Below are 14,907 nucleotides of genomic sequence, written 5' to 3'. Positions count from 1 at the left end.
CGAGATTAATGCCTTCTCACTTGAAGGTGCTTTGCAAAGGCGTAAACTGGACAAAGCGTTCGAGGATACTTATCTCTTGAACCAGGATGCAGAATGGGTTCTGCAACGTGTGGAAACAATGGCTTACTCTATGCAACGTTCTCAAGTTCTGCCTGTTGTTTCTCCAACCGGACAAATGATTGATCCGTTTGGGCGCGCCGTGACCTATTTGCGCGTATCCGTCACCGACCGTTGCGATTTCCGTTGCACCTATTGCATGGCGGAACACATGACTTTCCTGCCAAAGAAAGACTTGCTGACGCTCGAGGAACTCGAACGGATTTGCAGTGCATTCATCGCAAAGGGTGTTCGTAAGTTGCGCCTGACCGGCGGGGAACCACTTGTCCGCAAGAATATCATGCATCTTATTCGTGGACTATCCCGACACCTCGAAACAGGTGCGCTGGACGAGTTAACGCTCACCACCAACGGGTCTCAGCTCGCCCGCTATGCGGAAGAGCTGGCAGATTGCGGTGTACGTCGTATCAACGTTTCCATGGATACACTTGACCCCGATAAATTCCGCACCATCACCCGTTGGGGTGATCTTGATCGCGTCATAGAGGGTATTGATGCGGCTCAAAAGGCCGGCATTCGCGTTAAAATCAATGCGGTTGCGCTGAAGAACTTCAATGAGCTTGAAATCCCGGAACTGATCCGCTGGGCCCATGGCCGCGACATGGACATGACCTTGATCGAAACCATGCCCATGGGGGAAATCGAATTCGATCGCACTGATCAATATCTGCCGCTTTCCCAACTGCGCACCGATTTAAGCAAGCAGTTCACTCTCTCCGATATTCCATACCGCACAGGTGGCCCTGCCCGTTATGTTACCATAGCGGAAACCGGTGGGCGTCTCGGTTTCATCACGCCACTCACCCATAATTTCTGCGAAAGCTGTAACCGCGTGCGCCTCACATGCACGGGTATGCTTTATATGTGCCTCGGTCAGAACGACGATGCAGATTTGCGCGTCGCAGTGCGTGCAAGCGAAAGCGATGTTATACTGAATGACGCAATTGATGAGGCCATTTCGCGCAAGCCCAAAGGTCATGATTTTATCATTGATCGCGACCATAATCGCCCGGCTGTTGCTCGCCACATGAGCCTCACCGGCGGATAAATAATTTAAATACATTTGCAACAAGTATAAATTGGACCGAATCCAATCGATGCGATAGCGATATACAATCCTAAACCGGATTCCATATTGTGCCGCAGTCAGCTAACTTTCGTGCAAGTATATTTATGCTCCTCGCTATGGGTACATTCACCATTGGCGATACGATGACGAAATATCTGCTGACGCAGATGAACAGCGGTCAGTATATGTTTATCCGCGGGATATTTGCGACAATCGCGATTGGCCTGCTGGCTTGGCGCAATGGTGCATTGCGCAATCTCTCGATGGAATTGATGACCGTTGTGCGCGTGTTGGGCGAAGTACTGGCGACGGTCACCTACATCTTTTCTCTCGGACATCTTTCGCAGGCATTCTGTTCAGCCGTTTTTCAGGCAACGCCACTGGTCGTAACTCTGGGCGCTGTGCTTTTCCTCAACGAGAAAGTCGGCTGGCGACGCTGGATGTGTATCTCCTTCGGCCTTGTCGGGGTTATAATCATCATTCGTCCCGGCACAGATAGTTCAGCAAGTCTTGCCGCTGTTGGTATCCTTCTGTCCAGCGTCTGTTTTGCAGCCATGCGCGACATCGCGACCCGCCGCGTACCGGCACACGTTCCGACGCTTTATCTGTCCACGTTGACCGCTGGTGCAATCGCTTTGACAGGCGGCGGCCTCATTCAACCGATGGGTGGCTGGCAACCCGTTGGTGTCGTGCCAGTTCTCATCATGGCTTTGGCCGCCGGACTGCTGCTGATCGGCTATCACTTTATCATCATGGCTATGCGTGAAGGCAAAATCTCGTTCGTTTCACCATTCCGCTATTCGAGCCTTTTATGGGCGATCCTGTTGAGCACAGTGGTATTCAACGAAGCGCCAGATTCCTATACAATTGCCGGGTCAATTCTCGTCGTCGGCAGTGGTATCTATATGGTCTATCGTGAAAATGTCCGCAAAAAACGAGAGCGAAACAAGAGCACATTAGCTGCCATGCCAACCGGAGTGGAGCCTTCATAATGGGAGAGACCGACCGCATTGCAGGCGCGATCATTGCCGGTGGTCAATCCAGCCGTATGCAAGCAGGTGGTTTAGCGGGCGACAAATTCTTGCAGCAACTCGGTTCACAAACAATCATCGAACATGTTGCAGCGCGGCTTTCACCACAGGTCGATTATCTTTTTCTCAATGCAAATGGCGATCACCATCGGCTATCCGGGCTGGATATTCCCGTGATTAGCGACTCACCTTCCTCGCATGGTGGGCCGCTTGTCGGTCTAAAAACTGCTTTTGAATATGCCCATGATTTCCCCCTGATGGTAAGTGTGGCGGCTGACAGTCCTTTCCTTCCGGCTGATCTCGCACTCCAGCTTGATGAGCGGCAAAAGAAAACTGCTGCCCGCATCGTGTTAGCCAGTTCTAATGGACAAGTGCATCCGATTTTCGGTCTATGGAAGACAAGCCTTTTATTCTCACTCAACGAATGGCTCTCCCATGCCGAGAAAGCCAGCGTCCTTGCCTTTGCACACCACATCGGCTTTGAAGACGTTGATTTTCCTCTTATGCAGCTGGCTGATGGGGAGATCTATGATCCGTTCTTCAACATCAACAGACCAGAAGATCTTATTGAAGCGACCCGTCTGAACGAGGCCCTAAATGAACCATAAGCTGTTCGGAATCACTGGCTGGAAAAATTCGGGCAAGACCACGCTGACCGAAAGGCTTGTTCAGGAACTGACCCGACGCGGCTATCGAATCTCGACCGTGAAACACGCGCACCACAATTTTGATATCGACCATGTTGGCAAAGATTCGTGGCGGCACCGAAAGGCAGGTGCTGCTGAAGTCGCTGTCGTATCCTCAGCGCGCTATGCGATCATGCATGAAAATCTGGGCGAAGCGGAACCTTCGCTAGAAGCGATTGTCGGTAAACTCGCCCCATGCGATCTGGTTCTGATTGAAGGCTACAAGCGCGAATCTCATAAAAAAATCGAGCTTCGGCGCTCTGGCGGGCACGACGGTCCGCCCCTTTCCGACGACGATCCCAGCATTGTTGCAATCGCCAGCGATCACATCACGCAACGTGAAAAATTGCCGTTGTTTGATCTTGATGCCGTCGAAGAAATTGCCGACTTCGTTGTGCAATTGATGAAGCTTTGAGGATTTCCCTGCCATTAAGCATAATTCCGGTAAAAAATGCGGCTTCATCGTCATATTCTATAGGAAATCCTATTAAATCCCCTTCCTGCATGCACAATTAAATTACTCATACCGTCTTGCAATGTCATGGAAAATGGTGGGATTATCAAAGTCTGGGCGGATGATTGGGCATAAGTGCGAAAAAATATTGCGCGTTGTCAGCTCTAGCATCTATTTGTAGGGAACGGGGGATCCACTGTCAGACTTACTACTTAAAGTTTTATGTCGACAGCGTCTCTTGAAGCGGCTGAACCAGAAGAAGAATCAGGGAACCAGCCACAACTAAACGAGAGGACTAAGAATGCGCGTTATTAAGCGTATCGCTGCGGCGACATCAGTTGCAGTAATTGCAATCACACTCGGCAGCATGAGCGCCGGTATTGCCAATGCTCAGGAACCACTGAAGATCAAAATCGGTACGGAAGGTGCCTACCCTCCTTTCAACTTCATCAAGCCAGATGGCTCGCTTTCCGGCTTTGACGTTGATATTGCCAGAGCGCTCTGCGACGAAATGAAAGCCGAATGTGAATTCGTGACCCAGGAATGGGACGGTGCCATCCCTGCTCTTCAGTCCGGCAAGTTCGATGCTTTCATCGCGTCCATGTCCATCACAGACGAACGCAAGAAGCAGGTCGACTTCTCCAACAAATATTACAACACGCCTCCCGGCGTAGCTGCGCCTAAGGACACCGACATCAAGGGTGTGACCAAGGAAGATCTGGCAGGCAAGACGATTGGCGTACAGGTTTCGACCACGCACGCCAACTATTCCGAAAAGACCTTCACCGACAGCACGATCAAGGCATATCCGACTGCGGAAGAATATCGTCTCGATCTCGCAAACGGTCGTCTTGATGCCGTTAATGACGACAGCGTGACGCTGGCCGAATGGCTGAAGACGCCAGATGGCGCCTGCTGCAAGATGGTTGGCACTTTCCCACCGGTTATCGAGATTCACGGTCCTGGTGCGGGCGTTGCCTTCAAGAAGGGTCGCCCTGAACTGGTTGCGAAGTTCAACGAAGCAATCAAGGCAATTCGTGCCAATGGTAAGTACAAAGAAGTCAACGACAAGTACTTTGATTTCGACGCTTACGGTGCAGAGAACTAAGATATTTTAACATCCAGACGCCGGTTTACTCTCAAGTAAACCGGCGTAACTATTTGGGCTATAAAGATAAAATTCAAAATTTATCAAGTCTCGTTTGATAACAGACTTGAAGCCCTCAGGAAGAGATTAGGCGCATGGAACATTACGCCACCTTATTGAGTTTCGGCCCTGAAGGTTGGGGTATCAGCATTGCCAAGGGACTTATGGTCACTATTGCATTGGCAGTCGCGACCCTACCCATCGGCCTCGCCCTCGGCTTTATTGTAGCCTTGGGTAAACAATCGGAAGAGCCATCGATCCGGCTTGCGAGCAATATCTACACGACCATTTTTCGCGGATTACCGGAGCTGCTAACCCTCTTCCTCGTTTACTTTGGCGCGTCCCTTGGCTTGCAGCGCCTGCTTACACTGTTCAACATCAATGCGAATATCGAGATCAATGCCTTCGCTGCTGGCATGATCGCACTCGGTTTTGTGTTCTCTTCTTATTCAAGCGAGGTCTTTTTGTCTGCATTCCGCGCGATCCCGCGCGGTCAGTATGAAGGCGGATATGCGGTTGGTCTGTCGCATTGGCAGACCATGCGCAAAATCATTCTGCCGCAATTGATCAAGATTGCCCTTCCGGGCCTTGCCAATCTTTGGCTGGTGCTGCTGAAAGATACATCGCTTGTTTCGGTTATCACGCTGTCAGACATTCTGCGCCAGACGTCGATTGCTGCACGCGTCACGAAAGAGCCATTCCTTTTCTTTGGCGTCGCTTGTCTGCTTTATCTCGCACTTGCGATCATCTCATCATATTTCATCAACCGGATCGCTCGTTGGGCCGATGCGGGCAGTAACGCGTCGCGGGGAGCATGATTATGAGTGAAATCACCTCTCGCAACGCAGCAGATGTTCTCGCCCCGCCTCCAGTCGTTAGAAGCTGGACAGGCGCACGCATTGCTGGCCACCTCATCGTTGCATTCTGGGGCCTGCTTTTTCTTGGGCTTGCACTTTACCTCTATAATGTGTGGCGTATCGATCTGTTTGAGACCTACGCCCCGCGCTATTGGTCCGGACTGCTGGTCACTTTACGGCTGGTAGCAATTTCGATCGTTATCGGTGCACTCCTCTCGCTGCCAATTACAGCTGCGCGCATGTCAAAAAATCGGTGGCTGCGTGGCATCGCCTTTGCCTATGTCTATTTCTTCCGCGGCACACCGCTGCTCGCCCAGACCTTCCTGATTTATTATGGTTTCGGCACATTCCGTCCTTTCCTTGAAAGCGTCGGCCTTTGGGTGTTCTTCCGCGATGCCTGGAACTGCGCTATTCTGGCCTTCTCTCTCAACACGGCGGCCTATCAGGCAGAAATCCTGCGTGGGGCCATTCAGAGCGTTGCTATTGGTCAATGGGAAGGTGCCGCGGCTCTTGGTATTTCCAAACGTGTAACGTTCTGGAAAGTCATCCTGCCTCAGGCTTTGATCGTGGCGCTGCGCCCTTATGGCAACGAGATCATTCTTATGATCAAGGGATCGGCTATCGTCGCAATCATCACGGTTCTCGATCTGATGGGTGAAACCCGCCGTGCCTATTCAAGGACGTTTGATTTCCAGACCTATATCTGGGCAGCAGTTATCTATCTGTTGATTGTCGAATGCCTGCGGCATGTCTGGGACTTCCTTGAACGGCGACTGACAAGACATTTGATCCGCTGAACGAATGAATAAAAGAAACTTTATCGCCCCCGTTAGCCTTGCAGCTACCGGGGGCGATCTGCTTTAAATGCATACTTATCCATATGCGCATCCCGCGCATTCTCACTGCAATGCGATAGGCTCAATCATGTTGAAAATCTGGGGTCGAACCAATTCTACCAATGTAAAAAAGGTGCTTTGGATAGCTGAAGAGCTCGCGGTTGAATATGAGCAGATTAATATCGGCGGACAGTTTGGTGGCTTACAGGATGCAGATTATCTTGCGCGTAACCCCAATGGCCTGATCCCTCTTCTTGAAGATGGCGACACAACACTTTGGGAATCCAATGTGATCGTTCGCTATCTCGCTGCGACGCATACAGAGAGCGGACTTTGGATCAAAGACCCTGCCGAGCGTGCGCAGGCCGAAAAATGGATGGATTGGGCACCCTCGACGTTTGGTGCCGACTTTCGTGATGTAATCACCAATTTGATCCGGCTGCCCGAAGACAAGCGTGACAAAGCCATCGCACAGCGTGGGATTGATGGCATGACGCGTTCGTTCAAAATTGCGAATAACGCACTTGCCGCTCAACCATGGTTATCGGGTAGCAATTTCGGCGTCGGCGATATCCCGCTTGGTTGCTATGCATATGCCTGGTTTGAGTTTCCAATTGAGCGTGAGCCCATGCCTCATCTCGAAGACTGGTATAGCCGTCTTACGCAGCGCCCCGCCTATCACAAGGCGGTCATGACGCCCCTTACCTAACCTATATTTCGACGCATTTCCTCTGGAGGTTTCCGACAATGACAGCAGTTAAAGTGGCCTTTCTCGGCCTCGGCGTGATGGGCTATCCAATGGCTGGCCATCTGAAGACCAAAGGTGGCCACGACGTTACAGTTTATAATCGCACGGCCGCAAAGGCTGCCAAATGGGCTGAACAGTTCGGTGGCAAGCATGCAGCCACTCCTGCCGAAGCCGCCCGCGATGCTGATTTCATTTTTTGCTGCGTCGGCAATGATGATGATCTGCGCGAAGTAACAACCGGCACAAATGGCGCGTTCTCAACGATGAAAAAGGACGCCATTTTCATCGACAACACCACAGCATCGGCAGAAGTCGCGCGTGAGCTCGATGCTGAAGCGCGGAAGCGTGGTTTTCATTTCGTTGATGCGCCCGTGTCTGGCGGTCAAGCTGGAGCGGAGAACGGCATATTGACCGTAATGGTTGGCGCGCCAGAAGCAGTTTTTGACAAGGCCAAGCCGATCATCGACGCCTATGCCCGTTCAGTTGGTCTTATGGGGCCTGTAGGATCTGGTCAGCTCGCCAAGATGGTCAACCAGATTTGCATTGCCGGTCTTGTACAAGGCCTCGCAGAAGGTATTCATTTCGGCAAGAAAGCCGGTCTTGATATTGAAAAGCTGATCGGTGTCATCTCGAAGGGTGCAGCTGGTTCGTGGCAAATGGAAAATCGCCACGGCACGATGAATGACGGCAAATATGAATTCGGTTTTGCTGTGGACTGGATGCGCAAAGATCTGGGCATCTGCCTTGAAGAAGCCAATCGCAACGGAGCGCTGTTGCCTGTAACCGCATTGGTCGATCAGTTTTACAAGGAAGTACAGAAAATCGGCGGTGGCCGCTGGGATACATCTTCCCTGCTTGCCCGCCTTGAACAATAAAATCATCGCTCTCAAAACAAAAAAGCCCGGCTTGAGAGCCGGGCTTTTTACTGTCTCCGTCAGGTGATCAGAACTTGACCTTGGCCGTCAGCGACAAAGCGCCAACGAAGTCGTTACCGAATTCACCCTTAGAACCTGTTGGATTTGGCTTACCGTTGATAACAGTATCGTCCATATCGCCAGACGTCAGCCAACCAGCAGCACCTGCAAGACGAATTTCAAAGTTATCTGTCGCCTTGTAATTAGTGCCGAGGCCGAAGAGCCAGATGTCAGTCTGAGACGTCAGGCCTGTCGTTGTTCCACGGTCCCACGTAACGGTCGCGGCTGCTGACCACTGATCATTGAACTTGTGTCCAACGCCACCGCTGACAGTCCAGCCATCCTGATAGTAAAGGTTCAGGTTGGTAATGTTGGTTCCCTTAGGAACAATCACGCCTGGAGCGAGCTGAAGATTCGACGATGAGTTGAATGCTACCATTTCAACGCTCGACCAATCAGTCCACTTGACCGAACCGAATGCAAGCCAATCTGGTGCAATACCGGTCTGGAATTTGAATTCAACCGACTGAGGTGTTGCGACGTCACCGGCAACGCTAATCGGCAGTGCACGACCGTTGATCGGGCTCAGAGCCAGATTATCAATGGTCCCTTCAAGGTTGTACTTGACCTCAGACTGGTACACGACGCTTGCGCGGATCGCGTATTCAGGAAGCTCATAGGCAGCACCGAGACGCCAGCCAAATGCCTTGTCTTCGACGTCAAGCGAAGCCACACGGAATGAACCGCCGAAAGCTGAGCCCGGAGGAATCATACGGGTCTGTTCGCCCTTGAGTTCCTGATAGCTGACACCGCCGAGAAGACGGAAGTAACCTTTTTCACCCGCATTGAAACGGTAGGAACAGTTCAAACCGTAATCGTTGGACGAAATTTTCTGTTCAATAGCCGTGAACATACGGATGTTGTCAGTGCCGACATCCGTATGAATGCCCCAAGGCTGACGGTACTGTGCGGCACAGGCCAGATCATCCGTAAGATCGACCTTGGCCGAGAACTTTGGAACCCAATAGCTCTTTGCTTCATCCACATCGGTGGAATACGGGCGACCACTGAGCGGATTGATACCGCCTGTAGCAGCACCGATTGGTCCCCGAATATTCTTCAGCTTACGCTGTGGCGAAACAAAAGTCCCGGTTGTGTCAATCACAGTGCCCTGCTCGAACAGGATATCAAAATCCTGTGAGCTACGCTCGAGACCGCCTGCATGTGCACTTATCGCACTCCCCAACAGGCCGGCTGCGATTCCAACAGCTTTGATGCGCTGCAGCTTCATAAAATGTCCTCCCAAACAGAATGCAATGAACTTCAGCAATTTACTTTGACGCAAACGTAAATCAGGAAGGATTCAGCCTGCAAGATGCATAAATTGAATGAATGGCGGGTAGCGAAGAAGTGTTTTGACGAAAACCCCAAAATAGGGGTCCCAATTACAAATTCTTCTAAGTTTCCCAATGCTAATGGGCCTAAAAACCACCAAATTTCGCCATTTTTTGGTCTAATTCGCGCCTTGTTGCTAAAGCGCAACAGCATTGAAAAACAATCGAAACGGCGGTTCGATGAACTTTAGAACACCTTGAAATGATAAATTTCTGGCCGTTTTGAATGCAAAAGCCCGGCAGCTTGGAGCTGCCGGGCTGATGATTCGAGATGCGATGGGATCTAACGGGCGAAATCAGCCCGCTTCGCGAATACGAGCCTCAGCGGTCGCAACGCGTGCAGCCGCATCTTTCAGCTCGGTCAAACGCTCACGTTCGGCCTGAACGACCTCTTCCTTTGCGTTAGCCACAAACTTCTCATTCGAGAGCTTCTTCTCGATTTTTTCCCTTTCAGCGGCAATCTTGCCTGCTTCCTTGGCCATACGGGCGGCTTCTGCTTTCAGGTCGATCAGGCTGCCCAAAGGAAGACAGATCGTGGCTTCGCCATGCACCAGCTGTGCTGAACCCTTTGGCGCTTCCTGTGCAAAGGAGATCGCTTCGACACGTGCCAGACGCTTGATTGCTGCATCGTGACGCGCAAAGCGGTCTATCGTTGCAGTGTTTGCCTCTAGAACAACGATTGGAGCCACAGCACCCGCTGGAACATTCATCTCTGCACGAACGGAACGAATGCCCATGACAAGATCAACCAGCCAGTTGACGTCAGCAGCTGATTCCTCATCCTCAAAAGACAATTCAGGCCATTCTGCCAGAGCGAGAACCGTTTCACGCTTTGCACCCTCGCCTGCGGTCAGAGTCCACAGCTCTTCTGTCATGAACGGCATGAATGGATGCAAGATCTTGTAGATTTCATCCAGACAATAAGCAGCTGTTGCCTGTGCTTCGGCCTTTGCCGCTTCGTCGTCGCCCATGAATATCGGCTTGAGCAGTTCCAGATACCAATCGCAGAACTGGTTCCAGACAAAACGATAGGCAGCACCCGCTGCTTCATTGAAGCGATAATTGGCAATACCATCCGTTACGGAACGTGTGGCCTTGGTGAGTTCCGTCAGAATCCAGCGATTGACTGCCAGCTTGGCATTGTCCGGCTTGAAATTCGGATCAAGCTTCACGCCGTTCATCTGAGCAAATCGCGTCGCGTTCCAAAGCTTGGTTCCAAAATTGCGATAGCCAGCAATGCGAGACGGATCAAGCTTAACGTCACGGCCCTGTGCAGCCATAATGGCAAGCGTGAAGCGCAGAGCATCTGCACCATACTCATCCATCAGCTCAAGCGGATCAATGACGTTACCCTTGGACTTTGACATCTTCGCACCGTGCTTATCGCGCACGAGCGCATGGAGATAAACCGTATGGAACGGAATCTCTTCCATGAAATGCATGCCCATCATCATCATGCGGGCGACCCAGAAAAACAGAATATCGAAACCAGTTACCAACACGCTGGTTGGATAATAGGCTGCCAGTTCCGGCGTCTTGTCTGGCCAGCCGAGCGTGGAGAACGGCCACAGGCCCGACGAGAACCATGTATCCAGAACGTCGGTATCGCGTTCGAGAGCAACCTCTTCGCCATAATGAGCGCGGGCGGCGGCTTTCGCCTCCTCTTCGCTCTTCTCGACAAAGCACTGGCCATCCGGTCCGTACCATGCAGGAATTTGATGACCCCACCAAAGCTGACGGGAAACGCACCACGGCTGGATGTTTTCCATCCAGTCGAAATAGGTCTTTTCCCAGTTCTTCGGTACAATCTGTGTGCGTCCATCACGAACCGCAGCCATGGCTGGCTTCGCGAGTTCAGCGGCGTTCACATACCATTGGTCGGTCAGATAAGGCTCGATTGGCACGCCACCACGATCACCATGTGGAACCGCATGCGTGTGATCCTCGATCTTTTCCAGATAGCCCTGTTCGTCGAGCATTTCGACAAGCCGCTTGCGTGCAGCAAAACGATCCAGCCCCTCAAACTCTTTGATAAGAGCGTTGAGATCCGGCGTCAGTTCCAGACCTTCCAGGAAGTCGACATTATCCTTGAGCGTAATTGCTGCTGACGGTGTCAGAATATTGATCGCGCGAAGATCGTTGCGCTTGCCAACTTCAAAGTCATTGAAGTCGTGTGCAGGCGTAATCTTGACGGCACCAGAACCTGCTTCCGGATCAGCATAGTCATCCGCAACAATCGGAATGTGGCGGCCAACGAGAGGCAGAACGATGTTGTTGCCAACCGACGCATGATAACGTTCATCATTGGGGTTCACCGCAACGCCGGAGTCACCAAGCATGGTTTCAGGACGTGTCGTTGCAACAACAATGAAGGTATGCGGGTTTTCTGGATCGAACGGAATGTTCTCCAGCGGATAGCGCAAGTGCCAGAGATGCCCCTTGATTTCACGGGATTCGACCTCGATGTCGGAAATCGCCGTCAACAGCTTCGGATCCCAGTTCACAAGGCGCTTGTCGCGATACATGAGTCCCTGCTTGTAAAGCGAGACAAAGACCTCAAGAACTGCGCGCGACAGACCTTCGTCCATCGTGAAACGTTCACGCGACCAATCGCATGACGCACCGAGCCGACGAAGCTGATTGGAGATCATGCCGCCAGATTCAGACTTCCACTGCCAGATGCGTTCGATGAATTTCTCGCGGCCCATGACATGACGTGTGGGTTCCTGTCGCTCCGCCAGCTGCCGTTCGACAACCATCTGCGTAGCAATACCTGCATGGTCCATGCCAGGCTGCCAGAGAACATTCTTGCCGCGCATGCGCTCGAAACGGACCATGATATCCTGAATCGTATTATTAAGCGCATGCCCCATATGCAACGAACCCGTCACATTCGGTGGAGGAATGACGACAGCAAAAGGATCAGCGCCAGGCTTCGCACCCGCACCCGCCTTAAATGCGCCGGCTTCTTCCCAGCGTTCAGCGATTTTCGGCTCTACAGCCGCGGCGTCATAAGTCTTCTCAAGCATGGAAACGTCCGGTCTTTATGCGGAATGAATTGATTGACGGCTCAATAGCAATTAACAGCCGACAAATCACCCTAAAAGTGAAAACCCGCCTGTGAGACAGACGGGTCGAATTGTCCAATCTGGCGCGAAACAACCTATTGCGCGGAGCGCTTCAGGTTGGTTTTCTTGCGCATGTCTCTATCCCAAAAACGGTTCTCACCTTTGGGAGACATGCTCAGCGTTCGCCTCGCACCACACGTTCGATTTCTTCACGAACAAGCCGCTCAACAAGAGGTGGCAAATTGTTATCAAGCCAGTCCTGCAACATCGGGCGCAAAAGGTCAGAAGCGATTTCATCGAAAGAACGACGCGGTTCGGAGTGAACAGCATGGTTCAAATCCTGAAACGCGGCGGCCACTTTCCGTTCGGTACCCTCTGACAAAATATGTTCTGCACCCTGCACTTTCAAGTGAGCAGGCGGCACTTGGGCAACAGGTGCTGCTTCAACTTCCACATCAGAAGTATCATCGGACTGTGAAGCATTCAGCTCAGCGGCAATCTGTGTTTCCAAAGGCGGAGTAACATCAGCATCAGCCATCGGCTCGACAACAGCACTGCGATGATCATCATTCTGTGCGTCGAGAACGAAATCAGCGTCGGCGTCTTCTTCATCCGCATCAGGAATTTCATCTTCAACGGTTGCAGCAGGAGCTGTTTCTGAAATGGGGCCACGCAGTACGGGCTCATCCGAGAAAATATCGGCCTTCAGAGCTGGTTTCGCTTCAACCTCAGGCTTTGGTTCCTGAATCGTAACAGGCTTGCGAAATTTCGCGACTTCGCTACGCGCTGGAAAAGCGGACGCGGCAGGCATCGGATGACGCGAAACATCGCTATCTTCGATAATCCGGCGAATGGAAGCAAGAATCTCTTCCATTGACGGTTCGCGTGCTGCGCTGGATGTTTGTGCCATAGCTATCCGTCTTTCCCTTATTGCCAATTACTCACACAGGCAGAGAATCAATGGATTAAGGGTACCGGACCTTGGTCGGTTTGAGAATCCCTCCACAGGCACATGCAATCCGAACCCACAGCTTTATCATTTTATTAAGAATTTCCGCCGGAAAAACGAATCAAACAAAAACGGCGCCAATGGCGCCGTTTGTTATCTCTAAAAGCTTAAGGTTTAGCGGCCATCTGGCGTGCGCAGACCGAACCACTTGTCCTTTACAGCATTATAATGCTCTTCAGGCTTATACTGGGCCACCTGCAACTGCATATCCTGAGCAGTCATACGACCGCTTGCATTGAGCAGCGCATAGCTTGCAACGATTGAGTCATGCTCGGCCTGCACAAGCGCAATCTGCACATCAACCAGACTGTTCTGTGCAGTCAAAACATCGAGCGTTGTACGCTGACCAACTTTACGTTCCTCAATGACACCATCAAGAGCGAGCTGAGCTGCGGCAATACCATCGCGGTTGGCCTTGACGGATGCACGAGCTGCTTCCAACTGCGACCAGGCCGAGCTGATTGCCTGGCGAACTCTGTCCTGAATGATATCAACTTCGATACGTGCCTGGCCGAGCTGTTCCTTGGCCTGACGAATCTGTGCTGAGGTGCGGCCACCCGTATAGATCGGAATGCTCACACCAACGCCAACCGATGCCGAATTGCCGTCACCAGCATTGGTGCCAGCATAGGTGTCGAGGTGGCTCGCGCTGGCAGTCAATCCAACGGTCGGCAGCAAAGCGCCTTCCTTGGCCTTGACGTTGTAGCCTTGCGCGTTAACTGCATACTGGGTAGCCAGAATGCCCGGATGCACAGTAACAGCGTTTGCATAGGCAACATCTGGAGAGCGCGGAAGGTTCTTGGCAGCAGATGCCACGGCAAGACGATCCGGCTGTGCGCCAACGACTTGAACATAAGTTGCTTCGGCAGTCTTCACATCGGCACGAGCCGAATTGAGCGCCGCAATCGCCGTGGAGCGCTGCGATTCCGATTGAGCAACGTCAGTACGTGTGCCTTCACCAACGTCAAGCCGTGCGCGTGAAGCGCGGACCTGTTCGTTCATTGCGGCAAGATTCTTTTCGCGAAGAGCTGCAATCTGGCGAAGCTGGTAGACATTCATATAAGCCTGAACGGCTTCCAGAAGCGTGTTCTGTTCGTCGTTGCGGAGGTTTTCGCGCTGAGCAAATACACTGGTTTCAGCTGCGGCAACGTTGTTCTTGGTCTGAAAACCATCAAACAGCATCTGGTTCAGTTCAATACCGTATGTGCCTGTCGTGCGCGTGCCAGCTGTCGGCGTCTTGCCACGACCGATATTATAAGAACCCGTCACCTGCGGACGGAAGCCGGATTTTGCAATCGCGACATTCTCGTCCTCAATACGCACGCCTGCTCTGGAAGAGTTCAGGGTCGCGTTGTTCTTATAGGCTTTCATGAGAGCGCCATTCAGCGTCTCTGACAAAGCGGCCTGTCCCGATAAAACGGTGCCAGACAGGAGTATTGCCGCCGCCATAAGTCCTTTGCACGCTTTGAACACCGTATACCTCATATCAGAACAAACGAATCTATAATCGAACCGATCGGTTCGGGAAGACTTAATAACGTGTAAATTCCGCTATTTCCATCTTTCCCGCCAGTGCT

Annotated in this window: 13 protein-coding genes; 9 read left to right on the top strand and 4 right to left on the bottom strand. The window is 51.9% G+C overall.

Features of this window, described 5'->3' with window-relative positions:
- Positions 1-130 precede the first annotated feature (130 nt).
- The 9 genes from moaA to CEV32_RS11020 all read left to right on the top strand — a co-directional run bounded on the left by moaA (position 131) and on the right by CEV32_RS11020 (position 7,820).
- Complete coding sequence (gene moaA / locus CEV32_RS11060; RefSeq protein WP_167382798.1) at positions 131-1,165, top strand: GTP 3',8-cyclase MoaA; 1,035 nt, start codon at positions 131-133, stop codon at positions 1,163-1,165.
- 125 nt (positions 1,166-1,290) lie between these two features.
- The gene (locus CEV32_RS11055; RefSeq protein ID WP_094577172.1) at positions 1,291-2,178 is read left to right on the top strand and encodes a DMT family transporter; all 888 of its coding nucleotides are present in this window, start codon (positions 1,291-1,293) and stop codon (positions 2,176-2,178) included.
- Complete coding sequence (mobA, locus tag CEV32_RS11050) at positions 2,178-2,825, top strand: molybdenum cofactor guanylyltransferase (protein ID WP_094577171.1); 648 nt, start codon at positions 2,178-2,180, stop codon at positions 2,823-2,825. The genes CEV32_RS11055 and mobA overlap by 1 nt, the downstream gene beginning before the upstream one ends.
- Positions 2,815-3,318 carry a molybdopterin-guanine dinucleotide biosynthesis protein B gene (gene mobB, locus CEV32_RS11045; protein ID WP_094577170.1) on the top strand — a complete coding sequence of 168 codons (504 nt, stop codon included), beginning with the start codon at positions 2,815-2,817 and terminating at the stop codon, positions 3,316-3,318. Before mobA ends, mobB begins: the two co-directional genes overlap by 11 nt.
- Positions 3,319-3,658: 340 nt before the next feature.
- Positions 3,659-4,465 (top strand): ABC transporter substrate-binding protein, encoded by an 807-nt coding sequence (locus CEV32_RS11040; RefSeq protein WP_094577169.1) that lies wholly within the window; start codon positions 3,659-3,661, stop codon positions 4,463-4,465.
- Between the two features lie 134 nt (positions 4,466-4,599).
- Entirely contained in the window at positions 4,600-5,322 is a 723-nt protein-coding gene (locus CEV32_RS11035; protein WP_094577168.1) for an ABC transporter permease, read from the top strand.
- Between the two features lie 2 nt (positions 5,323-5,324).
- Positions 5,325-6,158, top strand: a complete 834-nt coding sequence (locus CEV32_RS11030) for an ABC transporter permease (RefSeq protein WP_094577167.1) — start codon at positions 5,325-5,327, stop codon at positions 6,156-6,158.
- Between the two features lie 127 nt (positions 6,159-6,285).
- Positions 6,286-6,906 (top strand): glutathione S-transferase family protein, encoded by a 621-nt coding sequence (locus CEV32_RS11025; protein WP_094577166.1) that lies wholly within the window; start codon positions 6,286-6,288, stop codon positions 6,904-6,906.
- A gap of 38 nt (positions 6,907-6,944) precedes the next feature.
- Positions 6,945-7,820: an NAD(P)-dependent oxidoreductase gene (locus tag CEV32_RS11020; RefSeq protein ID WP_094577165.1), complete on the top strand. Its 876-nt coding sequence runs from the start codon at positions 6,945-6,947 to the stop codon at positions 7,818-7,820.
- Positions 7,821-7,887: 67 nt separating this feature from the next.
- On the opposite strand, the gene CEV32_RS11015 is transcribed toward CEV32_RS11020, so the two are convergent.
- The 4 genes from CEV32_RS11015 to CEV32_RS11000 all read right to left on the bottom strand — a co-directional run bounded on the left by CEV32_RS11015 (position 7,888) and on the right by CEV32_RS11000 (position 14,815).
- Entirely contained in the window at positions 7,888-9,150 is a 1,263-nt protein-coding gene (locus CEV32_RS11015; protein WP_268876687.1) for an OmpP1/FadL family transporter, read from the bottom strand.
- Positions 9,151-9,549: 399 nt separating this feature from the next.
- On the bottom strand, positions 9,550-12,282 hold the full coding sequence (locus tag CEV32_RS11010) for a valine--tRNA ligase (protein WP_094577164.1): 2,733 nt from the start codon (positions 12,280-12,282) through the stop codon (positions 9,550-9,552).
- Positions 12,283-12,496: 214 nt separating this feature from the next.
- On the bottom strand, positions 12,497-13,231 hold the full coding sequence (locus tag CEV32_RS11005; protein WP_094577163.1) for a PopZ family protein: 735 nt from the start codon (positions 13,229-13,231) through the stop codon (positions 12,497-12,499).
- 213 nt (positions 13,232-13,444) lie between these two features.
- On the bottom strand, positions 13,445-14,815 hold the full coding sequence (locus CEV32_RS11000) for a TolC family outer membrane protein (RefSeq protein ID WP_094577162.1): 1,371 nt from the start codon (positions 14,813-14,815) through the stop codon (positions 13,445-13,447).
- Between the last annotated feature and the right edge of the window lie 92 nt (positions 14,816-14,907).

It is taken from the genome of Brucella rhizosphaerae (assembly GCF_002252475.1).
GTDB classification, from domain to species: Bacteria; Pseudomonadota; Alphaproteobacteria; order Rhizobiales; family Rhizobiaceae; genus Brucella; species Brucella rhizosphaerae.
Note: the sequence above shows the minus strand (reverse complement) of the source record. Positions and strands in the feature narration are given on the sequence as shown.